At 63.8% G+C, this 23,506-nt stretch carries 26 protein-coding genes; 11 read left to right on the top strand and 15 right to left on the bottom strand.

Annotation, left to right across the window (positions count from 1 at the left end):
• The first annotated feature begins 57 nt into the window (after positions 1–57).
• From AC07X9_RS17315 to AC07X9_RS17325, 3 genes are read left to right on the top strand one after another with little or no spacing between them, the layout of a single operon-like run.
• Positions 58–978, top strand: a complete 921-nt coding sequence (locus AC07X9_RS17315) for a quinone oxidoreductase family protein (protein ID WP_017183019.1) — start codon at positions 58–60, stop codon at positions 976–978.
• Positions 953–1,567: a gamma carbonic anhydrase family protein gene (locus tag AC07X9_RS17320; RefSeq protein ID WP_241763635.1), complete on the top strand. Its 615-nt coding sequence runs from the start codon at positions 953–955 to the stop codon at positions 1,565–1,567. The genes AC07X9_RS17315 and AC07X9_RS17320 overlap by 26 nt, the downstream gene beginning before the upstream one ends.
• Positions 1,568–1,577: 10 nt before the next feature.
• Positions 1,578–2,177 (top strand): malonic semialdehyde reductase, encoded by a 600-nt coding sequence (locus AC07X9_RS17325; protein WP_019052451.1) that lies wholly within the window; start codon positions 1,578–1,580, stop codon positions 2,175–2,177.
• 44 nt (positions 2,178–2,221) lie between these two features.
• On the opposite strand, the gene AC07X9_RS17330 is transcribed toward AC07X9_RS17325, so the two are convergent.
• From AC07X9_RS17330 to AC07X9_RS17340, 3 genes are all read right to left on the bottom strand, one after another.
• Positions 2,222–3,445 carry a cytochrome P450 gene (locus AC07X9_RS17330; protein WP_019052452.1) on the bottom strand — a complete coding sequence of 408 codons (1,224 nt, stop codon included), beginning with the start codon at positions 3,443–3,445 and terminating at the stop codon, positions 2,222–2,224.
• An 80-nt stretch (positions 3,446–3,525) separates the two neighbouring features.
• The gene (locus AC07X9_RS17335) at positions 3,526–4,689 is read right to left on the bottom strand and encodes an acyl-CoA dehydrogenase family protein (protein WP_017183023.1); all 1,164 of its coding nucleotides are present in this window, start codon (positions 4,687–4,689) and stop codon (positions 3,526–3,528) included.
• A gap of 2 nt (positions 4,690–4,691) precedes the next feature.
• A complete protein-coding gene (locus AC07X9_RS17340; protein WP_241763636.1) occupies positions 4,692–5,411 on the bottom strand; it encodes a GntR family transcriptional regulator in 720 nt (239 codons plus the stop codon).
• Positions 5,412–5,637: 226 nt separating this feature from the next.
• On the opposite strand from AC07X9_RS17340, the gene AC07X9_RS17345 reads away from it, so the two are divergent.
• Positions 5,638–5,967 (top strand): hypothetical protein, encoded by a 330-nt coding sequence (locus AC07X9_RS17345; protein ID WP_254908163.1) that lies wholly within the window; start codon positions 5,638–5,640, stop codon positions 5,965–5,967.
• A 54-nt stretch (positions 5,968–6,021) separates the two neighbouring features.
• On the opposite strand, the gene AC07X9_RS17350 is transcribed toward AC07X9_RS17345, so the two are convergent.
• From AC07X9_RS17350 to AC07X9_RS17360, 3 genes are read right to left on the bottom strand one after another with little or no spacing between them, the layout of a single operon-like run.
• Positions 6,022–6,729, bottom strand: a complete 708-nt coding sequence (locus AC07X9_RS17350; protein WP_017183026.1) for a TetR/AcrR family transcriptional regulator — start codon at positions 6,727–6,729, stop codon at positions 6,022–6,024.
• 7 nt (positions 6,730–6,736) lie between these two features.
• Positions 6,737–7,102: a nuclear transport factor 2 family protein gene (locus tag AC07X9_RS17355; RefSeq protein ID WP_017183027.1), complete on the bottom strand. Its 366-nt coding sequence runs from the start codon at positions 7,100–7,102 to the stop codon at positions 6,737–6,739.
• Between the two features lie 17 nt (positions 7,103–7,119).
• A complete protein-coding gene (locus AC07X9_RS17360; protein WP_241763637.1) occupies positions 7,120–8,370 on the bottom strand; it encodes an acyl-CoA dehydrogenase family protein in 1,251 nt (416 codons plus the stop codon).
• Between the two features lie 226 nt (positions 8,371–8,596).
• Here AC07X9_RS17360 and AC07X9_RS17365 point away from each other — a divergent pair, with 226 nt between their 5' ends.
• The 5 genes from AC07X9_RS17365 to AC07X9_RS17385 all read left to right on the top strand — a co-directional run bounded on the left by AC07X9_RS17365 (position 8,597) and on the right by AC07X9_RS17385 (position 14,579).
• Positions 8,597–9,433, top strand: a complete 837-nt coding sequence (locus tag AC07X9_RS17365) for an SDR family NAD(P)-dependent oxidoreductase (protein ID WP_017183029.1) — start codon at positions 8,597–8,599, stop codon at positions 9,431–9,433.
• A gap of 26 nt (positions 9,434–9,459) precedes the next feature.
• Positions 9,460–11,037, top strand: coding sequence for a phytoene desaturase family protein (locus AC07X9_RS17370; RefSeq protein WP_019052456.1), 1,578 nt, complete (start codon positions 9,460–9,462; stop codon positions 11,035–11,037).
• Positions 11,038–11,040: 3 nt separating this feature from the next.
• Positions 11,041–12,135: a phosphotransferase gene (locus AC07X9_RS17375; protein WP_017183031.1), complete on the top strand. Its 1,095-nt coding sequence runs from the start codon at positions 11,041–11,043 to the stop codon at positions 12,133–12,135.
• Between the two features lie 15 nt (positions 12,136–12,150).
• Positions 12,151–13,293 (top strand): epoxide hydrolase family protein, encoded by a 1,143-nt coding sequence (locus tag AC07X9_RS17380; RefSeq protein WP_017183032.1) that lies wholly within the window; start codon positions 12,151–12,153, stop codon positions 13,291–13,293.
• 137 nt (positions 13,294–13,430) lie between these two features.
• Positions 13,431–14,579, top strand: coding sequence for a protein kinase family protein (locus AC07X9_RS17385; protein ID WP_017183033.1), 1,149 nt, complete (start codon positions 13,431–13,433; stop codon positions 14,577–14,579).
• 67 nt (positions 14,580–14,646) lie between these two features.
• Here the strand turns inward: AC07X9_RS17385 and AC07X9_RS17390 are convergent, their stop codons facing one another.
• The gene (locus AC07X9_RS17390; RefSeq protein ID WP_017183034.1) at positions 14,647–15,861 is read right to left on the bottom strand and encodes an aromatic ring-hydroxylating oxygenase subunit alpha; all 1,215 of its coding nucleotides are present in this window, start codon (positions 15,859–15,861) and stop codon (positions 14,647–14,649) included.
• A gap of 141 nt (positions 15,862–16,002) precedes the next feature.
• Between AC07X9_RS17390 and AC07X9_RS17395 the strand changes: the two genes are divergently transcribed.
• The gene (locus AC07X9_RS17395) at positions 16,003–17,097 is read left to right on the top strand and encodes a phosphotransferase (RefSeq protein ID WP_017183035.1); all 1,095 of its coding nucleotides are present in this window, start codon (positions 16,003–16,005) and stop codon (positions 17,095–17,097) included.
• A gap of 15 nt (positions 17,098–17,112) precedes the next feature.
• Here AC07X9_RS17395 and AC07X9_RS17400 read toward each other — a convergent pair whose 3' ends face one another.
• The 3 genes from AC07X9_RS17400 to AC07X9_RS17410 are packed head-to-tail and all read right to left on the bottom strand — an operon-like array spanning position 17,113 to position 19,208.
• Positions 17,113–17,940: an SDR family NAD(P)-dependent oxidoreductase gene (locus tag AC07X9_RS17400; protein WP_017183036.1), complete on the bottom strand. Its 828-nt coding sequence runs from the start codon at positions 17,938–17,940 to the stop codon at positions 17,113–17,115.
• A gap of 58 nt (positions 17,941–17,998) precedes the next feature.
• Positions 17,999–18,379 carry a VOC family protein gene (locus AC07X9_RS17405; RefSeq protein WP_017183037.1) on the bottom strand — a complete coding sequence of 127 codons (381 nt, stop codon included), beginning with the start codon at positions 18,377–18,379 and terminating at the stop codon, positions 17,999–18,001.
• Between the two features lie 16 nt (positions 18,380–18,395).
• Positions 18,396–19,208: an SDR family NAD(P)-dependent oxidoreductase gene (locus tag AC07X9_RS17410; protein WP_241763638.1), complete on the bottom strand. Its 813-nt coding sequence runs from the start codon at positions 19,206–19,208 to the stop codon at positions 18,396–18,398.
• 159 nt (positions 19,209–19,367) lie between these two features.
• Here AC07X9_RS17410 and AC07X9_RS17415 point away from each other — a divergent pair, with 159 nt between their 5' ends.
• On the top strand, positions 19,368–20,000 hold the full coding sequence (locus AC07X9_RS17415) for a glutathione S-transferase family protein (RefSeq protein WP_017183039.1): 633 nt from the start codon (positions 19,368–19,370) through the stop codon (positions 19,998–20,000).
• 4 nt (positions 20,001–20,004) lie between these two features.
• On the opposite strand, the gene AC07X9_RS17420 is transcribed toward AC07X9_RS17415, so the two are convergent.
• From AC07X9_RS17420 to AC07X9_RS17440, 5 genes are all read right to left on the bottom strand, one after another.
• Positions 20,005–20,280: a hypothetical protein gene (locus AC07X9_RS17420; protein WP_241763639.1), complete on the bottom strand. Its 276-nt coding sequence runs from the start codon at positions 20,278–20,280 to the stop codon at positions 20,005–20,007.
• A gap of 29 nt (positions 20,281–20,309) precedes the next feature.
• On the bottom strand, positions 20,310–20,780 hold the full coding sequence (locus AC07X9_RS17425) for a hypothetical protein (RefSeq protein ID WP_017183041.1): 471 nt from the start codon (positions 20,778–20,780) through the stop codon (positions 20,310–20,312).
• 34 nt (positions 20,781–20,814) lie between these two features.
• A complete protein-coding gene (locus tag AC07X9_RS17430) occupies positions 20,815–21,657 on the bottom strand; it encodes an SDR family NAD(P)-dependent oxidoreductase (RefSeq protein ID WP_017183042.1) in 843 nt (280 codons plus the stop codon).
• A 79-nt stretch (positions 21,658–21,736) separates the two neighbouring features.
• Entirely contained in the window at positions 21,737–23,110 is a 1,374-nt protein-coding gene (locus AC07X9_RS17435; protein ID WP_017183043.1) for a phosphotransferase, read from the bottom strand.
• Complete coding sequence (locus tag AC07X9_RS17440; RefSeq protein WP_017183044.1) at positions 23,107–23,499, bottom strand: nuclear transport factor 2 family protein; 393 nt, start codon at positions 23,497–23,499, stop codon at positions 23,107–23,109. The genes AC07X9_RS17435 and AC07X9_RS17440 overlap by 4 nt, the downstream gene beginning before the upstream one ends.
• Positions 23,500–23,506: the final 7 nt, after the last annotated feature.

The raw sequence follows: 23,506 nt of genomic DNA on the forward strand, positions 1-23,506 counted from the left end.
GGCGACCTTCTCTTCTCCGCGGCCAGGCCGCATCCATCACTACCATAGGGGAATGCCATGCGGGCCGCCCTGATCGACAGCGATGGCGGCTTCGCGCTGGCCGATCATCTCGAACCGACCGCGCAGCCCGGCCATCGCGTCATCGACGTTGCGGCCGCCGGAATCGGGCCCACGGACCTCATGCGCGCGAAGGGCTTTTTCGGTCCCGTCGATGCGCCCTATGTGCCCGGCGGCGAGGGTGTCGGGCATCTGGATGATGGAAGCCGCGTCTACTTCGGCCATAGCAGGCCGCCCTTCGGCGCGATCGCGGAACGCACGCTTGTGGCCGAGGAGGAAATCTGGCCTGCTCCAGACGGCCTTTCCGACGACCAGCTGATCGCCCTCGCCATCTCCGGCACCGGCGCGCTGATCCCTCTGGAAGAGGCGCGGATCGCGAAGGGCGAGTCCGTCCTCATTCTCGGCGCGACCGGCCCTGTCGGGCAGATCGGCGCGCAGGTCGCCCGGCTGCTGGGCGCGGGCCGCGTCGTGGCGGCGGCGCGCGGCCGCGAACGGCTGGAGGCCATGCAGGCCGCCGGTCATGCCGATGCGATCGCCCTGTTGGGCGAGGGCGATGACGAGGCGGCGCTGAAAGCGGTCTCGGAAGGTGGCTATGACGTCGTGCTCGACATCATCTATGGTCCGCCGGCTGAAGCGGCGATGCGCGCCACGCGGCCCGGCGCGCGCATGATGAGCATTGGCGTGCAGGCCGGACCGACGGTCACGCTGTCCCTACGCGATCTCGTCTTCCGCAGCCATATCGGCGTCGGCACCGGGCAACGCCCCGCCAGCGAGCGCCGCGCCGCCTATGACCGGCTGATCGCCATGGCGATGACGCGGAGCCTGACCGTCGACACAACCCGCTACGCCTTTGCCGATGCCGCCGAGGCCTGGGCGGCGCAGGCCGGCAGTCCCCATGGCAAGATCGTCATCACCCGCTGATCCCATGGACGCGCCTGCCTTTATCGACCCTACCGTCCGCATTTTCGGCGATGTGCGGCTGGGCGACGATTGCAGCCTCTGGCCCTATGCCGTCCTCAGGTCCGAACGGGCGCATGTCTCGATCGGGCGCTGCGCCAGCGTACAGGATCATGCGATGATCCATATCGGCTGGGACGATCCCACGATCATCGGCGATTATTGCACCATCGGCCATCGCGCGGTGGTCCATGGCTGCACCATAGAGCCTGCCTGCCTGATCGGTATCGGCGCGACCATCATGGAGCGCTGCGTCGTTGGGCACGGCTCGATCGTCGCCGGACACAGTTTCCTGCCGCCCGACAGCGTGATCCCACCCCATTCGCTTGTCATGGGCACGCCCGGCCGTGTTGTCCGCCGCATCGACAAGCTGCGCGCGAACGTCGTCGATGCCTTGCTCTATCGGGACAATGGGCGCGCTTATGCCACAGGCGCCCATCGCATCTGGGAGCATGCCGACATGGCGAAGCTGGGTGGCGAAGCCGATGCCATTCTTGCACGCGAAGCTGCAGGCTGGGATAACCGGGGCATCGGCGAAGCCACCACAGGATAAGAGAGCGATCATGCCGGACACGACCGATATTGCCAGAGACGCCATGCTGGACCTGCTGTTCCGCGATGCTCGCACCCATAATCAATGGACCGCCCGGCCGGTTACGGACGAGACCGTCCGGCGCCTGTACAATCTCGCCAAATGGGGGCCGACGACGGCAAACAGCAATCCGGGCCGTTTCGTGTTCGTCCGTTCCGCCGCCGCCAAAGAACGCCTCAAACCCCATCTAAGCGCGGGCAATGTGGACAAGGTGATGCAGGCGCCCTGCACCGTGATCGTCGCGGGCGACACCCGGTTCTACGAATTTTATGACAAACTTTTCCCCTCCCGCGACATGCGCAGCACGTTCGAGGGCAAGGCAGCGCTGATTGCGGATACGGTGGCGCGCTCCTCGACGCTCCAGGGCGCCTATCTGATCATGGCGGCGCGGGCGTTAGGCCTGGATTGCGGCCCGATGTCCGGCTTCGATCAGGTCGGCACCGACGCGGAATTTTTCCCGGACGGCCGGTGGAAGAGCAATTTCCTGTGCAATATCGGCTATGGCAACCCGGACGGGCTCTTTCCCCGCAACCCCCGGCTGGATTTCGAAGAGGCCTGCCTGGACCTCTGATGCCGGGCGAGGCGTCCGCCGCAAGGCGAACGCCTCCTCCCCGTTCAGCTTGCTGGCGTCCACACCAGCGGCAGCGCGACCGGCTGGATCATCCCCAGATGGCATTCCACCTGATGGCCGGGGGCGATGCGGAAGTCGGGAATGCGGGCGAGAAACTCCTCCATCGCGATCCGCAGCTCGCGCCGCGCCAGATGCATGCCAACGCAGGTATGGATGCCGAAGCCGAAACCGACATGCCGTGGCCGCCGGTCGAGCCGAACCTCGGCAGGCGCGTCGAACTCGGCCGGATCGCGGCCGGCGAGCGTGGTTGACATCGCCACCTTGTCGCCGGGCATGAAGCGGATGCCGGCCACTTCGGTTTCCTTCTTGCAGGTTCTGAAGGTGGTCACCGCGCCATAAGCCCGCATCAGCTCATCTATGGCGTGCGGGATTTCCGACGGATTGGCCCGCAGATGGGCCTGATCCTCCGGATGGCTGCCCAGATGCCGGAAGTGTAGGCCCATATTGGTCGAAACCGTGTCCAGCCCGCCAATGAACAGATTGAACATGAAGCCCAGCAGTTCGTCGTCGGTCAGCGCCCGACCATCGATCCGCCCCTGCACGCCGAAGCTGATGAGATCATTGCGCGGATTGGCCCGCCTGTCCTCAATCTCTCCGCCCAGATAGGCAAGCACGCTACGCGTCGCCTCCGCGATCTTGGACAGGTCGTGATTGTGGAGCAGGTTCATTTCCCACTCCATGAACTCGCTCATCCGATCGTGCGGCAGGCCCATCAGTTCCATGAACACCTTGATGGGGAATTCAAAGGCAAAATCGCCCATGAACTCGCACTGGCCGCGCGGGGCGAAGGCGTCGATATATTCCACCGCATAGTGCCGGATCTTGTCTTCCAGCGCCGCCATCGCCTTGGGCGTGAAGGCCGGGTTGACCATCTGGCGAAAAGGCCCGTGGGCAGGCGGATCAAGTTCCGCTGGCGAGTTGATCCAGTTCCCCCCCACCAGCTTCGAGTAAGGCGAAAAGTCGGTCGAGGAGAAATGATCGGTGTCGAGATATATCTCGCGCAAATGCGCCATGCGCCGCGGCACCCAGGCGGGCGTGCCCCCCGGATAGGCGTGGGCGGCATAGATGATGTCGGGCCCCTCATGCACCTGCATCGCCAGATCGTCGAACGGATCCTCTGTCGTCGTCATGCCGAAGATGAAGGGGAAATCCCGGCTCACCAGTTCGGGCGGAACATGATCGGGGATCGGTTGCTCGGGAAACATCATCGCACTTGCTCTCCTTGTCGTCTTTGCCGGAAATTTCGGGCGGACATTGGGCCGCCCGCCACCCGCAAGGCACCTGTCCTTCAGAAGGATCGCGGCAGCCCCAGGCTTTCCGCGATGCCGTTGCGCACCATTTCGTTGGTGATGGGACCGATGCGCCACAGGCGGCTGTCTCGCCAGTAACGCTGCATGTCGGTCTCCGCCGAATAGCCCATGCCGCCCAATATCTGGATGCCCATGTCCGCTGCGGCATTGGCGTTTTCGGACGCCATGAGCTTCAGCATATTGGCCTCGACGCCGACATTCTCGCCCCGGCTCTGCTTGTCGGCGCAATAATGCAGCATCAGTTCGGTCGTCTTCTGCATGGTCGCGATGTCGGCGACATAATGTTGCAAGCTCTGGAACCGGCCGATGATCCCGCCAAAGGCCTTGCGCTGTTTCATATAGTCGAGCGCGTCTTCCAGCACGCCATCGATGACGCCCAGGCAGAAGGCGCCGACCATGATGCGCTCGTTGTTGAGCGTGGGCAGCAGCATGTACCAGGCCTTGTCGGGTTCACCCAGAACATGCTCTTCCGCGACAAACGCGTCCTCGAAGTGAACGGAGCAGCTGCCCATCGATCGCATACCCAGCTTGGCCAGCGGCGTGATCGTCACGCCCGGCGTCTTCGTCGGCACCCAGAAGAGGGTCAACCCCTGATGCTTCTTCTCGACGCTCCTGCTGCTGCGCGCGATCACCAGTAGATAATCGGCGACGTGCGCGGAGGAGGACCAGATCTTCTCGCCATTGAGTTTCCACCCGCCATCGACCCGGTCCGCCGTGGTGGCCATCGCGCCGAGCAGGTCCGTGCCACCGCCCGGCTCGGTAAAGGCGATCGCGGCCTTCAGCTGGCCCGTCGCAATCAGCGGGAGATATTTCGCTTTCTGTTCGGCCGATCCGTAAAGCCCGATGGATTTGGACCCCGCAAAGCTGGTGATGCCCCATATCCACGCCAGCCCGCCGAGCGACCGGGCCAGTTCCCGCGCCAGCAGCATCTGCATGACGACATCGCCGCCCTGCCCGTCATAATCCTCCGCTATGCCGATGCCGTGGAAACCCGCTTCGGTGAACTTGTCCCACAGCGCGAAGGGATAATGATGCTCGTCCTTTTCTAGCGCGCGCGCCCAGTCCTTGGGCACTTCACTGTTCACCCATCGGCGCACCATGTCGCGGAAAGAGCGATATTCTTCGGGCAGTTCGAAATCCATTGTCAATCCTTTTGGAGTCGGTCCAGATCGGCGCCCGCCATGGCCTCGGCATCGCACAGGGCGATCAGGCGCGCCGCCATCCGGTCGAGGCAGGCCAGCACGGCATCCCGATCGCCCGCTAGAAACGCCTGTAGTATCGCCTCATGCTCGCGAAGGCCGCTTTCGCGTAGGGTCGTGATGCCATGCAGAAAAATGAAGCGAGCGATCAGCCCGCGCCGGTCCAGCGTCGACCGTAACAGTTCGCGGCTTTCCGAGGCCTTGATGAAGATCGTGTGGAAATCGAGCCCGGCCATGATCGCGGCCATATATTCGCCGCTCGCCAATGCCGCGCTATAGCGCGCGATCGCCCTTTTCAGCGCCTTGATCTCCGCTGCGCCGATGCGGGGCATGCCCCAGCCATAACCCAGCCGCCACAGTTCGGCCTGCACACGGATCAGGTCGCGGGTCACGTCAGGGTCGATCGGCGTCGCCCGCTTCAACCGGTGGGTTTCGACTTCCACCAGCCCTTCGGACGCCAATGTGCCCAGCGCTTCCCTGACCGGCGTCGCGCTGACATTCAAATCCTGCGCCAGCGCCGTTTCCCGCAGCAGCGCGCCGGGCGGAATGACACCCGCCACGATCCTTGATCGCAACACCGCCGCTACGGCCTGGCGCCGCGTCGCCGGGGATTGCAAAATCTCGGGCGACGCAAGCCGGTCAAGGGCCGATGCCCAATAGTCCATGGAGGCTGTATCCTGCGATTCCATATTCTATAGAATGCAGCACGGGGACACGGTCCGTTCCTCTCCAAGGATAGGGTGTCGGGACAGCGAACCGCTATAGGGCCACTGCATGAAATGCCCGAAATGCAAAACGCCGCAGAACGGTTATGGCGGGTGGTGCCGCGCTTGCGGCCATGCTGGCGGCAATGTTCGCCGGGCGATGCTGTGGACTTTGATACCCACATCGATGATCGCGGCCCTATTGCTCGCGCGGATCGGCTATGCCGAAATCACGCGGCAGGGCAGCAGCCGCAACAGCTACAGTAACGCCATCGAAACCCAGAATGCGAGCGGCCGCAGCGCTGCCTTTGCCAAGCTCATGCATGATGCAGGGCAGACATGTTCGCGCACGTCCAAATCCCTGTTCAGGGGAGATATCGGCCCCAACGCGGCCTGGGCGCTGCGCTGCGAAGATAGCGGCGACTGGCTGGTCCTGATCGCGTCCAACGGCGCGACGCGCATCGCGAGCTGCGGTCCGCTGAACAAGGCCGGCACGCCCTGCTGGACCCAGCTCTAGCGCCTCGGCCTTTTCTGGAGTCGATGCTCTCTGGTTGCAGTCCGGGTCGGCCGGTCAGCCAAGCCCCTCCCCGCTCCGCCACCAGCCAAGGCCGGGCGCGGCCCGCATCATCATATCCCATGCCAGCACGCTCGCCGCTGCGATGGCGGCTGGTTCCGCTCCCAGACCGGCGAAGGTGCGTTCGACCATCTCGTCGATATAGGCGCGGGGCTCGACCGACCGGAGCATCAGGCGCCGCCGCGCCTCGATGGTCATGCCGACGATCAGGTCCACTGCCACGTCGATCGACCGGAACTGCATCCGCCCGCCATCCCGCGCGGCCTTCAGCGCATCGCGCACCAGCAGGTCGAACATGCTCGCCCGCGCAAAATAATCGACATAGTCGACGCGGCAGGTAAAGCCGCCCCATCGCGGATCATGCCAGGCCCGCGCCATCGCCATCGCCGCGCCGCCGACCGCCCGGACCAGCGGGTCCGTCACATCGTCGAACAGCCTGCGGAAATCGGCGATCAGGTCCGCGGTCATCCGCTCGCCCAGTTCATTCACCGCAGCGTCGAGGGACTCGAAATATTTGTAGAAACTGCCGCGCGATACGTCCGCTGCGCGGATCACGTCTTCGATCACCAGACTACCGCTGCCCTGCCCCGGCTGATACAGGTCGAGCACGGCGTCGAGCAGCCGCTCGCGCATCCGGGCGCGCCTGATCGCAGCCGCCGCCGTGCGCGGATCGACATCAGCGGGTGCAGGCGCGGCGTCGGACATCGCCGCCCTATTGCATCGGGTGGAAATAGCGCGCAAGCAGGCTGCCATCCTCCCCGAATATATAATGTTCGATGCTGTGCACGCAGACAGGATGCCCCTCATATTCGCCTTCGTTGCGGACATATATGACCGCCTCGTTGCCGCTCACCTTCACATCCTCGACGAACAGCTTCCATCCGACATATTGCGCGCACAGAGCCTCCAGCTTGTCCCATCCTTCCTGCACCGGGCCGGTGGCCGGGTCCTGCACCTTGAATCCGCCCGGCGCGATCGCGCGGAAGGCCGCCATGAAATCGTCGATACGGCCCTCGCTGAACATCTCGGCCTGAGCCTTCAGGAATGTCGCGATTTCCTGTGCGGTCGGTTGTGTCATGATATGTGCTTCTCCTGTCATTTCGGTCTCGCCCAGGTCGGGGCCGGCGTGATATCGGGCAGCAGGGCGATATTGGATGGCAGACCGGTGATCGCCCGGCCATATAGCTCGATGGAAAGCTGTCCGTTCAACGCATTGTGACGGGTGCCGACGCTCAGGTCGCGCCAGATCCGCTGCAAGGGGTTGGAAAGGGCGAAGGCGCCCGGCCCGGCGACATCCATCAACCGGTTGCCCGCCGCGCGCAGCAATTCCATCGCATAGCCGCAATCGGCCTGGATCCGCGCCTTGTCGAAGCCGGTGAGCCCGCGGCATTGCGCCGCTTCGTCCAACATCCCGGCGGCACGGCGAACATGCAACCAGGCCGAATCGATCTCCATCGCCGCGCGGCCGGTCATGCCGACCAGAGCCTCCGAACCGCTCTGCCCGGCATAGGTCCAGCCCGCTATCTGCCGCCTGGGCATCGCCTGGGCTACGCCTTCGAGCAATGCCGTCGCCGCACCCAGCATCGGCGCGAGCACGCCCAGCGGGAATAGCGGCTCCATCGGCCATCGGTCGCGCGGCTCCAGCCCCTCCATCGCCAGGATCGCCTCGGCCGGCGGCGTGCGCGACGACCAGAGGATCAGGTTGTCCGGCACGAACAGATCCCGCGCGACGATCATGTTGCTGCCGGAACCGGCCATGCCCGCGACATGCCAATTGTCCTCGATCGAACAGGCAGGGTCGCGCAGATCCAGAAATGCCAGAGCCGGTTCAACACCCGCATCCGTTTCGATCATGACGCCGTTCAGCGCCCAATCGGCGTGCAGGCACCCCGATCCATAACCCCAGCGCCCCGACACGCGATAGCCACCCGGCACCGCAACCGCTTTGCCCGAAGGCGCGGAGGCACTGCAAAACAGTTCCTCGCCGGTCTGGAACAGCCGCTCCGTCATGGCCGGCGGCAGCGCGAACGCCGTTCCGGTAATTCCTGACAGCAGCCCATAGGACCAGGCAGTGCCGACGCAGCCTTTGGCCAGTTCGGCAACTGTCTCGATATGGGTGGTCAGCCTGTGGCCTGGCCCACCGGCGCGTTCAGGCGCCGTGATATGGAACAGGCCGGATGCGCGCAACGCCTCCATCACCGCCGGAACGATCCGCCGCTCGCGCTCGCAGGCGGCGGCATGGTTCTCCAGCAAGGGCCGCAGCGACGCGGCGACGACTACAGGGTCCGCCACGAAGGCCACGGGCCGCACGTACGCCGGACGTTCTTCCACCGTTTCAGATCGCATCAGAATCATCGCTCCTCTCCCGTTCCCCTGTATAATGACGTTATTGTCATTATACCGCAAGCGCGGTCCGACTGGTCTTGGCCGTCCCGCCATCCTGCGGACCGTTGCCTTTTCGTTTCGACGCGCCCTGCCTCCCGATAGGCTGTTGGCAGACGCTCCTCTTCTAGGGTCTGCGCAATCGCAAACCGCGCCGGTAAGGCCGGCACCAAGAGAGGACTTGCACCCGATGCGCAAAATCGACCTTCCGCCCTTTGACCGCGCTGCTTTCGCCGACAAATATGGTCCCTGGGCCATCATCGCGGGCGCGTCCGAAGGCACCGGCGCCTGCTATGCGGAACAGCTGGCCGCCATGGGCATCCATCTGGTGCTGGTCTCGCGTCGGCAGGAAGCGCTCGATGCGCTGGGTCAGCGGCTGGCAACCGAGCATGGCGTCGAATATCGTGCCATCACCGCCAACCTCACCGAACAGGGCGCCGGAAGCCGACTGGTAGAGGCGACCGCCGATCTGGACATCGGCCTCTACATTTCCAATGCCGGCGCGGACGGCGCAGGCAACAGTTTCTTCGGCGAACCCGTCGATCGTTCGCTTCGGCTGCTCACCATGAACGCGGCCAATGTGCTGGAAGCGGTGCATGGCTTTGGCAATCGCTTCCTGAAGCGCGGCAAGGGTGGCGTCGTCGTCATGTCGTCCGGCGCCGGCCTTGGCGGGCAGCCCTGGCTGGTCATGTATTCCGCGACCAAGGCGTTCGAGCTCAATTTCGTCGAATCGCTCTGGGCCGAACTGGAAGGGCAGAATGTCGATATCGTCGGCGTCGCCGCCCCGATCATGGATACGCCGACCCTGCGCCGCGCGACCGAGGGGCTCGGGATGGATTATTCCATTGCCTATGATCCGGCCGATGTCTGCGCGCTCGCCCTAGCCAGCCTGGGCAAGGAACCGTTGGTGATCGTTCCCGATGGCCCGGACGAGGAGAAAATCCCACAGATCCAGGCCGATCGCAAGACCCGCCTCGTCGCGCTGGCCGAATGGGGCAAGGCCTATACCGCCGCAGCGAACGGCTGACCGGGCAAAAAAAAGGGGAAGAGATAATGACGGATCAGGTCGACGTCGTCGTCATCGGCGCAGGACATAATGGCATGGCCGCCGCTGGATATCTGGCCAAGGCCGGCAAGAAGGTCGTCGTGGTCGAGCGTCTGGCCAAGGTCGGCGGCATGACCAGTTCGGGCTATATGATCCCCGAAGCCCCCGACCATCTGGTGACGCCCTGCGCCGTCGAGCTGCTGTTCGCCCGTAAATCGGGCATCATCGAGGATTTCGACCTGCCCAAATATGGGCTGCGCACGGTCGATCCCGATCCGACCTACGCCTATCTTCATCCCGACGGCAGCTCGATCGCGCTCTTCTACGACTATCACCGCACGGCGGAGGATATTGCCCGCATCAACCGCAATGATGGCAAGGCCTATCTGGAGTTCATGAAGACGCTGAACGTCATGATGGACATCGGTTTTCCGCTAATGATGGCGGAGCCGGGGCGGCCGGACGTGAAGAACCTGTCGAAGATGATCGGCAGCGCGGTCCGCAATGTCCGCCTGAAGGACGAGCTGGTCGCCATGTCGAAGGCGACGGCGGACCAGATCGCCTGCGAACGGTTCGAGCATCCGGCGACGATCGCCCTGCTGCTGGGCATCGCGGCGGGGGCGGGTCCGGTCGATGACGACGGCAATGCCGCCGCCTACATGATCTTCGCCGTCACCCACAAATATGGCACCGGCAAGCCGATCGGCAGCCTGCAATCCTTCTCCGACGCGCTCGCGCGCAGCATCGAGGCGTCGGGCGCAACGATCGAGCTCAATGCGCCCGTCGCGGAGATCATCGTCGATGACGGCGCGGCGAAGGGTGTGCGGCTGGAGGACGGCCGGGTCATCCGCGCGAAGATGGTCATCGCCGCCTGCGATCCCCGGACCGCCATGCGGCTCACGACGCCCGGCGGCGTTCCGCGGGCGCTGACCCAGCGGATCGAACATGCCCCCGCGAACCGCTCGAACGCGGCGCCCTTCCTTGCCAATATCGCCATGTCCGGGCCGCTCCGCCTGAAGAAGCATCAGGATTTGCGGCATGACGACGCCGATCTCAACAAGGCGGTCGGCCTGATCGGCACGCCGGAAGAAGTGCGCGAGTCCTTCGCCACGGCGCGGCGCGGCGACATCCCTCACCGGCACGCCATGTCGCTGAGCCCATTGTCCAATTCCGATCCGACGCAGGCGCCTCCCGGCGGGTCGCTCGCCTATGTCTATCTGCCGGGCGTCGCCGTGGACGCGCGGGAGGGCTGGTCGCCCGCGCTCAAAGATCGGACCATGACATCTGTCATCAGTCATCTGGGTGAATTTTACGACGGCCTGGACACGGAAGTGGGCCGCTTCGTCGAGACCGCGCGGGAGCGGGAGAAGCGGCTCAACGTCACCAATGGCTGCGTGACCCATATCGATTTCGGCGCGCTGCGTTCGGGCGTCCATCGCCCGGCCACTGGTTTCGGCGGTCCCAAGCCGCCCTTCCCTGGCTTCCTGATCGGCGGCGCCGGCGCGCATCCGGGCGGGGGCGTATCCGGCATTGCCGGGCGGATCGCGGCCAACCGCGCGCTGCGCGAACTCAAGAAGATCAAATAAGCGATGTCGAGCAAACCTAATCCTGTCGGCATCCCCGCCCATCTCGACGATGTGACGGCGCAATGGCTGACCCAGATCATGCAACCGCGCTATCCCGGCATCGTGGTCGAGGGGATGGAGGAGGTATTCCTCCGCAACAGCCACACCACCAAATATCAGGTGAAACTGACCCTCAACGACGTCGGCAAGGCGGCCGGCATCCCCGGAAATGTCTGCCTCAAGGCTAATTGGGCGCAGTTCGACAGCCAGGGCATCTGCCGCCTCGAAGCACGTTTCTATGAGGATTTCCGCCGCCACGTCGCCTTCCCCGCCCCGCGCTCCTACTTCGAGGCATGGGATCCGCGCCCCGACAGCGGCCAGGGACTGGTCGTGATGGAGGATCTGTCCATTGAGGGCGGTCATTTCGGCATCAGCACCGACCATATGGGCGTGGAGGAAGCCGCGCGCGGCGTCGCCAGCTTAGCGCGCATTCATGGCGCCTTCTGGGACAGTCCGGTCCTTCACGCGGCCGATTGGCTGCCTGTCTCCATGGCGACACCTGTGGACACGCAGCAGCTGACCATGATGTACGGCTTTGCCGAGCAAAACCATGCCAAGCCGGACTATCAGGCTTTCCTGCCGGGCTGGATCAAGGGCGATCTCTCGCGCCTGCATGGCGTCTACAACGCACTGATCGATTTCGCGCAGACCAAGGAACAGGGCCCATGGTGCCTGGTCCATGGCGACAGCCATCAGGGCAACAGCTATGTCCGCCCCGATGGCGAGCGCGTGTGGCTCGACTGGCAGCTGGTCCGCAAGGGACGGCCGATCCGCGACTTCACCTATTTCATTCTGGGAGCGCTCACGATCGAGGAGCGGCGCGCCCATGACCGCGAATTGCTGCGCCACTACCGGAACTGCCTGGTCGAAACGGGGGCGTTGGGCGTGCCGGATGACGACACGCTCTGGGAATATTATCGCCGCTGGCCGCCCTATGCGATGCAGGCGTGGATCGCGAACATGGACGAATGGGGGCAGAAGGGCATGCACATCGTCGAGCGCATCTTCGTGGCGGGCGAGGATCTGGGCACCGTCGCCGCGCTCGGCGTGCAATTTTGACGCAGGGATGACCGGATGAGCGACGCCGTCACGGCTTTCCGCGCCGATGTTCCGCAGGCGGCACTGGACGATCTGCGCCTCAGGTTGCGCCGTACGCGCTGGCCCGAGGCGGAGACGGTCAGCGACTGGGGTCAGGGCGTCCCGCTGGCGGCGCTGCGCGATCTGTGCGCCTATTGGGCGGACGGCTATGACTGGCGGCGGTGCGAAGGGGCGCTCAATGCCCTGCCCCAGTTCACCACCGCGATCGATGATCTTTCGATCCATTTCATCCATGTACGCAGTCCCCGGCCGGACGCGCTGCCGTTGATCCTGACCCATGGCTGGCCGGGATTGGTGCTGGAGTTTCTGAAGGTGCTCGGCCCGCTAACCAATCCCGCCGCCCATGGCGCGCCGGACGCGCCAGCCTTCCATGTCGTCATCCCCTCGCTGCCAGGCTACGGCTTTTCGGACAAGCCAACGGCCGCAGGCTGGGGCGTCGAGAGGATCGCGCAAAGCTGGATCCAGCTCATGCGCCGCCTCGGTTATGACCGCTTCGCCGCGCAGGGCGGCGACTGGGGCGCGGCGATCACAACCGCCATCGCCATGGCCGCGCCGCCCGAATGTATCGGTGTCCATCTCAACATGCCGCTGGTATTCCCGGAGGAAAGCGACTTTGCCGACCTGACCCCGGCCGAGGCCAAAACGGTCGAGCGGATGCAATATTATCAGGAACATGATTCCGGCTACGCCAAGCTGCAGGGCACCCGACCGCAGACGATCGGCTATGGGCTGGCGGACTCGCCCGTGGCGCAAGCCGCCTGGATTTATGAGAAGTTCCAGGCATGGACAGACAATCGGGGCGTGCCGGAGAATGCTCTGACACGGGACGAAATGCTGGACGTGATCAGCCTCTACTGGCTCACCAACAGCGGCGCGTCGTCCGCGCGGCTCTATTGGGAAAGCGCCAATGCGTTTCAGGCGCGTCAATTGGACCTGCCGGTCGGCGTCAGCATCTTCGCGCAGGAGATTTTCCGTCCATCACGGCGCTGGGCCGAACGCAGCTACCCGCGCCTCATGCATTGGAACGAGCTGGATGCCGGCGGCCATTTCGCGGCCTTCGAGCAGCCGGCGCTGTTCGTCGCAGAATTGCGGGCCTGCTTCGGCGCGATGCAAGGGTAGCGCCTGCCGCAATCCCCCTACCGCACGGCAGGCTCGATTCGTCCTCCGTCGATCAAAATCGCCTCCGCATCGGGATCGTGCCGGATGACTGCACCGATGCAAAGCGGCGGCGCGGTCCAAAAGAGAGAGGATAATGCATGAGCGAGCCTGCCATCGCCCCCCCTGCCGTCATCGATCGGCATCTTGTCCCCCGCCCCTATCCCGCCCGCACCGCGTCCCTGCCCCACGGTCGCTTCACGCCCGACGCCGCATGGCTGGGATCGTTGGTGGCCAACAAATATCCGGGCGTCGTCGCGCAATCGATGGAGGTCGTGCAGCTGTTCGACAGCCACACCACAAAATTGCGCGTCGCGGTGGACTGGAATGATGCCGGGCGGGCCGCCGGCTTGCCGCGCAATCTGTGCATCAAATCGAACTGGTCGGGCATGTTCGATGATGTCGACATCCATGCGCTCGAAGCGCGCTTCTATCATTTCCTGACGGACAAGCTCACAGCCAATACGGCCACATGCTATTATGCCGACTGGGACGATGACGGCTCGGCGCGAGGCGTTATCGTGCTGGAAGACCTTATCGACCGGGGCGGCACGTTCGGCCACTCGACCCAGCATGCCGGTGTCGACGGGGTCGCGACCGCGCTGGCGGATTTGGCAAAGCTGCATGCGGGCCTGTGGGAAAGCCCGTTGATCACGCCCGAAGCGGCGCCCTGGCTGCCGACATCCATGGCGGTGCCGGTCGATTATGATCAGGTCCGCATCATGTGGCAGTGGATCGAAGAAAATTTGAAAGACCCCAATTTCCGCGCCATCGCACCCCGACATTATCTGGACGACGCGCGCAGGGTTGAGCGCGCCTATGACCGGCTGGTCGCCTTCGAGCGCGCCTTCGACGCGCCCTATTGCATCATCCTGGGCGACTGCCATCAGGGCAACACTTACATCCTGCCCAATGGCGAGCGCATGTGGGTTGACTGGCAACTGGGCCGGCGCGGGCGGCCATGGCGCGACCTTACCTATTTCACCGTCGGATCGCTGACGATCGAGGAGCGTCGCCAAAATCATCGCGACCTGATCGCCCATTACCGCGACTGCCTGATCCAAGAGGGCGCGACCAATGTCATCGACCTAGACACCATCTGGAAGGAACAGGTCCCGCGCTGGGTGATGTACGGCATCCAGGCCTGGGTGGCGAACATGGACTATTGGGGCCAGAACGGCCTGCCGATGAACGAGCGGTTCTTCGCTGCCGGCGAAGATCTGGGCAGCTGGAAATTGTTGGGCGAATGACGATCATGCCCGTGCCGCGCTCGAACCGCGGCACGGGCATCGATTTAACGGCGGCGTTTAGGCGCTGTCAGGCGCTGCGCGGCGCCATGAAGGACGCGATGCGCGGCTGAACGCGCAAGTCGGCCGGCACATGGTCCGGCCCAATGCGCCGATCGATTTCCTCCTCAAACCAGTAAAGCGCGCGCTCCTGATAGCCGGCCCAGATCGAAGGGATCGTCCCGTTGCGCAGCGATTGCTGGATATTTTCGAACAGGCACAAATCCTCGGACAGGATATGCTCGGTCGCCGTGCGCATCCCCTGCCAGTAGAGCTTGTCCTCCTCGCTGTCTGTCGCCCATCCCATCTGGCGCACTTCCATGACAGACCGATCGGATCCCATCGGCCAAAAGCATTGCAGGTTGAACCCCACCGGATCGAGCGAGAAAAATGTGTTGGGAAAGGTCGGCAGCGCAACCGTATTTTCCAGAAATACCGGCGCGATGTCGTCCGGTTTGACCGGTGGGGTCTTGAACAGCGACTCCCCGCCCTTCTTCCGCGTTCCGAACCGCATATGACCGCCTTCATAAAGCGCGATCACGAAACTGCGCGAATCCAGATGCGGCGCCAGCGTCGTGGGATGGACCGTGTTGACATGATAGATCTCAAGGAAATTATGATAGGCGATTTTCCAGTTGCACGCCATTTCGACGAAGAAATGATCCTTCACCACCATGCGCTCCAGCGGATATCCTTCCGTCAGCGCCACGAATTCCCCTAGGAAATTCTGCAACGGCTCAGCGTCGTCCTCGAAATTGATGAAGATGAAGCCGCGATAGGTATCGCACTTCACTTCGATCAGACCGTTTTCCGCCTTGTCGAGACAAGCGAAATCATGCTGGCTGGGAACCGATTTGAGGGTGCCTTCAAGGTCGTAGCCCCAGGCGTGATAGGGGCAGATGAAGCGCATGGCGCGCCCCTGTGACTCAAGCAGAAGCGGGGAACCGCGGTGCCGGCAGGCATTGTGAAAGGCGCGGATTTGACCGTCCTTGCCGTGGGTGAGAATGACCGACCGGTCCAGGTGCTGGAACAGGCGGTAGGAACCGGGCGCGGGAAGGTCGGATGCAATGCCGGCCAGCAGCCAGGTGCGATTCCAAAGCCTGTCCTTTTCCAGCGCTTCGAAATGCGGGTCGGTGTAGCGCCCGGCTGGAATCGGAGGAAGGGCCGGAAAATCGCTGGGATGCTCGGATCGCTTCAACTGCTCGTCCATTGTCCGGTTGAGCAATTCCAACGCAGCTTCACGCATAGCTCTCTCCTGAATCAAAGCCCGCAGGCTCCTTTTCAATCAGACTGGCCACATCACAGTTCAAGGAACCTGCAATTGGATAGGGTCATCACTGTCATAGTCCCGGCAAGCTGATAGCCTTCGGTTCCGATGAGTATGCTTATGGCCTTGAAACATCCTACATCCACGGACGGAATCACCGTCGATTATATCAATCAGCTACTGGCCACGGCGGGCACGGGCGCAACCGTCACCGACATGCGCATCATCGACGCCAAAACCTATGGCGAGCAGATGGTGTCGACGGCGGGGCGCGTGGCGATTGAGGTCGACTATAGCGATGACACGGCCCCTGACCTGCCCAACCGCCTGGTGCTCAAGCTGACCCGGGCGGTCGATGAGATCATGGCCCCCTTCTACGCCAATGAAGTGGGCTTCTACCGGGGCATTCGGCCGGAACTCGCGATCGAGGCGCCGCGCTGTTTCGGTGGCGACTTCAGTGCCTCCACCACGCATTTCGGGCTGTTGCTCGAAGATCTGGGCGTGCGGGGCGCGACCTTCCCCAACACGACCATGCGGACCGGGCCGGACGATGTGCGGGCCTTGCTGGATCAGCTGGCCCGGCTGCACGCGCGCTTCTGGGAATCACCCCGCTTCGGCGCGGATCTGGCCTGGGTCGAAACCCATGTCCAAGGCGCGGTCGCAACGATGATGAACGAACTCGCGCCCGCCTATATCGCGCATGAGGTCGAGACCGAAAATTTCAAACGGGAAATGGTGCAGCGGCTCCGCACCACGCCCGACAAACTGCTTGCGGGTGTGCAAGCGGTTCAGCGACATCAATCGACCCTGCCCCAGACGCTGCTGCATGGCGACACGCATCTCGGCAACAGCTACCGCCTGCCCGACGGAACGGCAGGCCTGCTCGACTGGCAGCTCATGGTGCGCGGCTACGCGATGCACGACGTCAACTATATCGTGACCACGGGCCTTTCCATTGCGGACCGGCGGGCGCATGAGCGCGATCTTCTGGGCTATTATCTGGATCGCTTGGGGCAGGAAGGCGTCGCACGCCCTTCTGCCTTCGACGATGCCTGGGCCGAATATCGGCGAACCCTGATATGGGGCGTCTATATCGGCTGGCTGACGACCCCCGTTGTCAACTATGGCTGGGAGATCAACGTCATGAATCATCTGCGGCTGACCACCGCCTATGAGGATCTCGAAACCGCAAAGCTTGTCGACGCGCTGCTTTGACGGCGCGCTGACCGACTACAACTGATTGCTCCCCGATGCGGCGAACAGCCGCTGGAAATCGACCATCGTAGGCTGGTGGGCGGTAAAGCCGCCGTCCACCGGGATCAGCGCGCCGTTGATGAAGCGGGACTCGTCCGACGCCAGGAAGGCGACGACATGGGCGATGTCGCGCGGGCTGCCCAACTCGGGGTTGAGATGATGGTCGAGCAGCACATCCTTGACCGCTTGCGGCGTCGTTTCGACTGCCGTCTCGCTGAGGACGAAGCCGATGGCGATGACATTGGAGCGGATGCCCTGCTTGCCATATTGGGTCGCGAGGAAGCGGCTGAGGTTGATGAGCGCCGCCTTGGACGCGCCATAGGCCGTCAGCGTCATTTCCCCCAACAGGCCGAAACCGGACGCGGAATGGATGAGCGACCCGCCGCCCCCGGCGATCATAATGGGCAGCGCATGTTTGCACAGCAGCATCGGCCCTCGCGCATTGACGGCAAAGGCCCTGTCCCAGGCGCCGGTGTCGAGATGGACAACATCACGATCGAGCCCGCGCTGCTCGGTCGTCTGATAGGCGGCATTATTGTGGAGGATGTCGATCCGCCCGTGCCGGCCGGCGATCCGCGCAACCGCAGCGGAAATGCTGTCCTCGCCGGTCAGGTCGAACGTCTCCGCTTCGGCACGGAGATTCTTGCCGCGTAACGAATGCGCCGCCGCTTCCACCCGATCCGCCAATATGTCGGAAAGGATCACGGTCGCCCCCCTCTCGGCCAGCACGGTCGCCACCTCCAGGCCGATGCCCTGCGCCGCGCCCGTCACGATCGCTACGCGACCAACCAAGGATCCCACCATTTCGCTTCCTTATATCCACGTGACAAACGCTGAGCGCCAACCAGCGATACCTAACCGCCTAGGACGGATCGAAACAATAGGCGCAGATCTTGTTGCCGTCGGGGTCCAGCAGATAGGCGCCATAGGCGTGGGGCACGGCGCCGCGGGGCCCCGGCTGCCCGGCATCCTTGCCGCCCGAAGCCAGACCCGCGCGATGAAAGTCATCGACCGCGCGGCGATCCGGCGCCTTCAATCCCAAGGTCGCACCATTGCTGCATGTCGCCCGACCGTGCAGCGGGCGCAGGATCAGCAATTCGGGCAGCCGTCGCCCATAGCCGACGCCCTGATCCAGAAACGGACCGAGATTGACGATCCCCAGCGGCGCAAGCACCGCATCGTAGAAATGGGCGGACCGCTCCAGATCGTTGCTGCCAAGGCAGACATGCGTGAAGATGCCCATCCTGCCCTCTATCTGCTCAGTGCGCCCGGCTCATGCCTTCCAGCATATCGGCGACATAGGGCGTATGATGAACGATCCCGCCATCCACGCCGATCACCTGCCCGGTGATGAAGGCCGCGCTATCCGACGCCAGGAACAGCACCGCACCGGCAATATCCTCCGGCACGCTCTCGCGCGGGAGCAGGACATGCCGCTGGATCATGGCGATCTGCTCAGGGGTCATCATCTCCCGGGCCAGCGGGGAGAGCACGAGGCCCGGCGCGACCGCGTTGACCCGGACGTTAAATCGGCCGAACTGCACCGCCGCATTGCGGGTCAGCGCGTTCACGGCTGCCTTGGACGCGGAATAGGACGGATTGTTGATGTCGCCGGTCAGCGCCACCCCGGTCGAGGTGTTGATGATTGAGCCGCCGCCGCCCGCAATCATGTGTGGCGCGACCGCCTTGATCATCAGCATCGTGCCCCGCGCATTGACATGAAAGGCGCGATCCCAGGTCGCGGCGTCGAGATCGAGAAGCGAACCATCGGCCGCCATCTGCTCCAGCCGCGTGTCGGCGGCATTGTTGTGGAGGATGTCGATGCCCTGATGCTGCCGCATCACATCTGCTACCAGCGCCGTGATGCTGTCCTCCTGCGCGAGGTCGAGCGCCATCCCCTGCGCCTGCCCGCCCGACGCTTGAATAGACCGGGCGACGGCTTCTGCCCGTTCAGCCGCAATATCCGCCAGGATCACCGTCGCGCCAGCCTTTGCCAAGGCCCGTGCGCAGGCCTCCCCGATATTGGCCCCCGATCCGGTGACGATAGCGACCCGTCCCGATAAATCCGTCATGGGCATCTTCTCTCCTGTCTGTCATGGGCGCGGCACCATCGGGCTTCCGCCGCAGCGGGACGCTGCCACGGCAGGTGCCCGGCGATACCTAGACAAAGATAGGTTTGGCGGAATTGATAAACCGCGCATCTATGGCGCTCCTCAAGCGGAGAGCCCTTCATGAGCGTCACCATCTTTCAACTCGACCGGTCCCGCTCTGAACGTGCGGTCTGGCTGATGGAGGAAGTAGAGTGTCCCTATGATATTCACTTCTATGCGCGTCTGGAAACACTCGCGGCGGAGCCGGCCTACAAGGCTTTGCATCCGCTGGGTTCTTCGCCAGTGATCGAGGCCGACGGACAACGCATCGCCGAAAGCGGGGCGGTCATGGACTATCTCGCCACGACACAGGGGAACGGTGCGCTCCGCGCCAATCCCGGCGCTCCGGACTATGCTGACTATCTTTTCTGGTTCCATTTCGCCGAATCCTCCCTGATGCCTGCGCTGGTGACGGAGATCATGGCCGAACGGGCAGGCATCGCGCAGGATCATCCCTCCCGCGTCGCAGGTCGGGCTCATTCATTGCGCCTTCTGAAACTTGTCGACGACCGGCTAACGCATGCCCCCTATATGGCGGGCGACCGGTTCACGGCGGCCGACATCATGATGACCTTTCCCTTCACCACCACGCGATTGTTCATGTCCGTCGACGTGGAAGGACATAAGAGCATCGCCGCCTATGTCGGGCGGATGACGGCGCGTCCGGCCTATTGCCGGATGCGCGCCATTGTCGATCATCCCCCGATCGCCTGACAGATCAGCGCATCGCCAGCTTTTCCGCGCCGCCCGTGCGTACCCGATCTCCCATATGCGCGCGGGCGCGCTCCTCCTCCGCCAGGCCGACGGCGGTCGGATGCTGAACATCGTCCTTGGTAAGGCGGGGTGTCGCAGGATCCCATTGAGTGATGCGTATCCCATCAGGCTGGGACAGGCCGCTGGTCGCCAGCAGGGTGTCGGCGCCTCGCCACGCTTCCAGGGCCGCCGCCGGATCGTTGATTCTGTAGATCGCGACATAGCGATGGTCGGGCGTCATCGGGATCATCTGGCCAAAGGTGCGAAAGGTCAGGAAAGCAGCCGATTTGACGCCGGGTCGAGCGGCCGCTTCACGAAAATAGTTTTCCGCATAAAATCGTCTGAAATCGTCGTCGTCCGCGGGTTCAGTTCCTCCAGGATGACGCCGCCGGAATGCCCGACGTCCGGATCATTGTCCTGAAAGAGCAGCGGATAATAATGAAAGTCATAGAGCAGGCTGTCATCAATGGCGCCCGATACCTGCATCCGCGACGTCAGCGCATTGTCCAGATGCTCGCGACTGAAGCGCACCGGATCGAATACGTCGTAGAGGGCGAGATATTGCCAGTCGAAGCCGTCGGGCGGACAGGGTTGCTCTCCGGCAAGTCGGAAACGCCGTGCCGTGACCGATCCCCGGAAGCGCAGCGCATCGCGAATATGGATGTTGCTGTACTGATCCTCCATATCGGCCTCCCGGCCCGGAACGGCTTTGGTCAGCACGACCAGCACGGCATCGATCATCGCTTTTGCCTTTCCTCTCCTGATTTTTGTTCTCTCAGCCCTGCCGGACGGGCGGCACGAAAGACGTCGGCGCGCCCATCGTCGCCCGATAGGACAGGGGCTGCTTTCCGTCCGTGTCCCTGATGCCGTACCGCTCCGCCAGTTCCGCGCCGATCAGCGCCTGGCCCGAAAGGGCGGCAAGGTCCGGGTCCTGCGCCAGGCGATCCAGGACCAGGCCCGAAAATTCCGGCGTTTCCCAATGGGGCATGGCGGCGCGCAGGTCTTCGGGGATCATTTCAGGCGGCATGGCTTTCACCGCGTCGGTGAGGATGAAGCCCGGCCAGAAGGACACGACGGACACGCCGTGCGGCGCGAGATCGACCGCCATGTCGGCGGTCATCTTGTCCGTTCCCGCCTTGGCCGCGCCATAGGCCGGCCCGTGAAAATAGGATACCGCGCCATAGAAGGAAATGCTGGCGATCAGCCCCCTGCCCGCCGCCACCATCAACGGCGCCGCATGATACGCCGCGACATAGCTGGAACGCAGGCCGATGGTGATCATGTCCGCCAACCTGAGCGGCTTTTCCCAGAAGCCGCCCGGCGCGACCAGGTCGAGGCCGTAAACGGCGGCGGCATTGTTGACGAGCAGGTCCAGCCTGCCATCCGTCCGCTCGGCCAGTTGCGCGAACGCTCTTTCGACCGCATCATCATCCCGGTGCTCGCATAACAGCGGGATGCCCTTGCCGCCCGACTGTTCGATTTCTCCCACGACCGCGTCAAGCTGCGCCTCGTCGCGTCCGGTGATCGCCACCACATGACCGCGCGAAGCCAGGCCCCGCGCCATGCCGCGCCCCAGCCCGCGCGTCGCGCCTGTCACCAGTACTATCTTTTCGCTCATATCCTGCTCCTGTCCTTAATATTGACATCGCCACTAGGGACAGGGCCTGACCTGTCCCATGGCAGAGGGTGACCGCCCTTCAGTCGAAGCGCGTCGCCGGCAGGACGACATGGCGGGCGGCCTCGCCCAGCGCGGTCGGTCCGAACAGTTGCAGCCGCCGTCCCTCGATGGTCGCGAGCACAGCGATGAGCGCGGCGTCCTCCTCCGGCCCGGCTTTGAGGATATATGCTTCCAGCGCCTCGGCGGCGTCGATCCAGCGCTCGAAGCCGCGGCCGAGAAGCGCGGACACATCGGCGATGTTGCGCGCGACCATGTCCGCCCCATGATCGTCGGCGCGCTGTACCCATTCGATCAGTTCGGCGACCTGCGCCTTGTGCGTTTCCGCCGCCTCCCCCGTCACCGGCAACGTCCCGAGCGTATCGACCAGTTTGGCCAGAAGCGGCGCATTGTCGCCCGTGCGCTGTTCCAGCGGCCGCAGTTCGGGCAGCGCATCGCCGGTCAGGTGCGACAGCGCCAGCAAGATGGAGCGGCGCAGCGCGAGATCGAACATGAGATAGACCGAATGCGGATCGCCGGGGCATGGCTTGCCGACCGTCCCGGTGAACTGCATCGTGCCGAGCAGCGAGAATTGCAGAACGTGGAAAACCACCGCGTCATGATTGACCGGCTCGCCCGTCGCTTCCTCATAATAGCGGACCAGTTCCGGCAGCGGCGCACCCAGCGGCTCATAGCTGTTGCGCATCCCCATGGTGGCGATGTCGACCAGCGGATCGCCGATCATCGAAAATTCGAAATCGTAGAGCTTGGTCATCGCCCCCTGATCGACCAGATATTGGCCCGAATCGAACTGGATGAAGCTGGCGCGATCGCGGTGCCGCGGTACATTGCGGCGCAGCCAGCCGATGACGAATTCCAGCAACGGCTCGGGTCGACTCTTCGTCCGCCGATAATGCGGCATATAGGCATCCAGGCCGACCAGCGCGATCGCCTCTGCGCCCTCGGGCCGATGCACGCCCGCGGCCATGAAGGGTTCGACCGGCAACCGGTGCATCGCGGCGACGGCCTGCATATAAACGCGGCCGATAACGCTTTTCGTCGCAGCATCAAGCGCCGAAAAATCGCGCGTTCCTTCGATCGCCTCCATCACAATGCAGGGCGGATCGGCGAGATAGCCGTAGATCTCCGGCACCGGCAGCCCCTGGCCGTGCAGCACGGCGATAACATCCGCCTCGCGCTTGAGGTCAGGGAAGATCGATACGTCGCCGCCCCGATCGCCACGCAGGTGCAGGCGGCGGACCGTCCCTTCCCTTTCGACGTCGACGAACCAGGAGGGGCGCCAGCGGACGAGGCGTTCAAGCCCGACGACCTTGCCGCCGGTCAGTTGCTCGACAAAGGCGGTGATTCGGCCGACCGCGGCATCGTCATAATTGTTGAGCGGCGCGGCCGTCGTCACTGCCCACCCTCCCCGGCGGAAAAGGCCTCGGCCACGGCCCGGGTGTCCATATATTCCTTGCCGGATACGATCTGCCCGTTCCGGATGATCAGCAGATTATGATAGTCGTTGCGATAGACCCGGTCCGGAAAGACCATTTCGCCCCGCACTTCCACAGCCACCCGATCCCCCTCAGCGGTGATCGCGATCACCTCGGCCGTGCGCTTCTGCGCGCTTAGCAGTCCGCCCTTCACGCTGGCGATGAAGTCGGCCCGGCTCATGTCGCCATGACCCAATATCCACCACTGGCAATCGGGATGCTGAAGGGCCTCGATCGTCTCGACATCGCCCTCCTCCACTGCCCGCATGTAGCTGCGGGCCACTGCCTTGTTCGCTTCGATATCGCTCATCACCCTC

This window comes from Sphingobium sp. GW456-12-10-14-TSB1, from assembly GCF_059424385.1.

Coding starts and splice junctions, on each gene's coding strand:
- AC07X9_RS17315 (WP_017183019.1), top strand. CDS start 58: ATGCGGGCCGCCCTGATCGACAGCGATGGCGGCTTCGCGCTGGCCGAT.
- AC07X9_RS17320 (WP_241763635.1), top strand. CDS start 953: ATGGCAAGATCGTCATCACCCGCTGATCCCATGGACGCGCCTGCCTTT.
- AC07X9_RS17325 (WP_019052451.1), top strand. CDS start 1,578: ATGCCGGACACGACCGATATTGCCAGAGACGCCATGCTGGACCTGCTG.
- AC07X9_RS17330 (WP_019052452.1), bottom strand. CDS start 3,445: ATGATGTTTCCCGAGCAACCGATCCCCGATCATGTTCCGCCCGAACTG.
- AC07X9_RS17335 (WP_017183023.1), bottom strand. CDS start 4,689: ATGGATTTCGAACTGCCCGAAGAATATCGCTCTTTCCGCGACATGGTG.
- AC07X9_RS17340 (WP_241763636.1), bottom strand. CDS start 5,411: ATGGACTATTGGGCATCGGCCCTTGACCGGCTTGCGTCGCCCGAGATT.
- AC07X9_RS17345 (WP_254908163.1), top strand. CDS start 5,638: ATGATCGCGGCCCTATTGCTCGCGCGGATCGGCTATGCCGAAATCACG.
- AC07X9_RS17350 (WP_017183026.1), bottom strand. CDS start 6,729: ATGTCCGACGCCGCGCCTGCACCCGCTGATGTCGATCCGCGCACGGCG.
- AC07X9_RS17355 (WP_017183027.1), bottom strand. CDS start 7,102: ATGACACAACCGACCGCACAGGAAATCGCGACATTCCTGAAGGCTCAG.
- AC07X9_RS17360 (WP_241763637.1), bottom strand. CDS start 8,370: ATGCGATCTGAAACGGTGGAAGAACGTCCGGCGTACGTGCGGCCCGTG.
- AC07X9_RS17365 (WP_017183029.1), top strand. CDS start 8,597: ATGCGCAAAATCGACCTTCCGCCCTTTGACCGCGCTGCTTTCGCCGAC.
- AC07X9_RS17370 (WP_019052456.1), top strand. CDS start 9,460: ATGACGGATCAGGTCGACGTCGTCGTCATCGGCGCAGGACATAATGGC.
- AC07X9_RS17375 (WP_017183031.1), top strand. CDS start 11,041: ATGTCGAGCAAACCTAATCCTGTCGGCATCCCCGCCCATCTCGACGAT.
- AC07X9_RS17380 (WP_017183032.1), top strand. CDS start 12,151: ATGAGCGACGCCGTCACGGCTTTCCGCGCCGATGTTCCGCAGGCGGCA.
- AC07X9_RS17385 (WP_017183033.1), top strand. CDS start 13,431: ATGAGCGAGCCTGCCATCGCCCCCCCTGCCGTCATCGATCGGCATCTT.
- AC07X9_RS17390 (WP_017183034.1), bottom strand. CDS start 15,861: ATGCGTGAAGCTGCGTTGGAATTGCTCAACCGGACAATGGACGAGCAG.
- AC07X9_RS17395 (WP_017183035.1), top strand. CDS start 16,003: ATGGCCTTGAAACATCCTACATCCACGGACGGAATCACCGTCGATTAT.
- AC07X9_RS17400 (WP_017183036.1), bottom strand. CDS start 17,940: ATGGTGGGATCCTTGGTTGGTCGCGTAGCGATCGTGACGGGCGCGGCG.
- AC07X9_RS17405 (WP_017183037.1), bottom strand. CDS start 18,379: ATGGGCATCTTCACGCATGTCTGCCTTGGCAGCAACGATCTGGAGCGG.
- AC07X9_RS17410 (WP_241763638.1), bottom strand. CDS start 19,208: ATGACGGATTTATCGGGACGGGTCGCTATCGTCACCGGATCGGGGGCC.
- AC07X9_RS17415 (WP_017183039.1), top strand. CDS start 19,368: ATGAGCGTCACCATCTTTCAACTCGACCGGTCCCGCTCTGAACGTGCG.
- AC07X9_RS17420 (WP_241763639.1), bottom strand. CDS start 20,280: ATGACGCCCGACCATCGCTATGTCGCGATCTACAGAATCAACGATCCG.
- AC07X9_RS17425 (WP_017183041.1), bottom strand. CDS start 20,780: ATGATCGATGCCGTGCTGGTCGTGCTGACCAAAGCCGTTCCGGGCCGG.
- AC07X9_RS17430 (WP_017183042.1), bottom strand. CDS start 21,657: ATGAGCGAAAAGATAGTACTGGTGACAGGCGCGACGCGCGGGCTGGGG.
- AC07X9_RS17440 (WP_017183044.1), bottom strand. CDS start 23,499: ATGAGCGATATCGAAGCGAACAAGGCAGTGGCCCGCAGCTACATGCGG.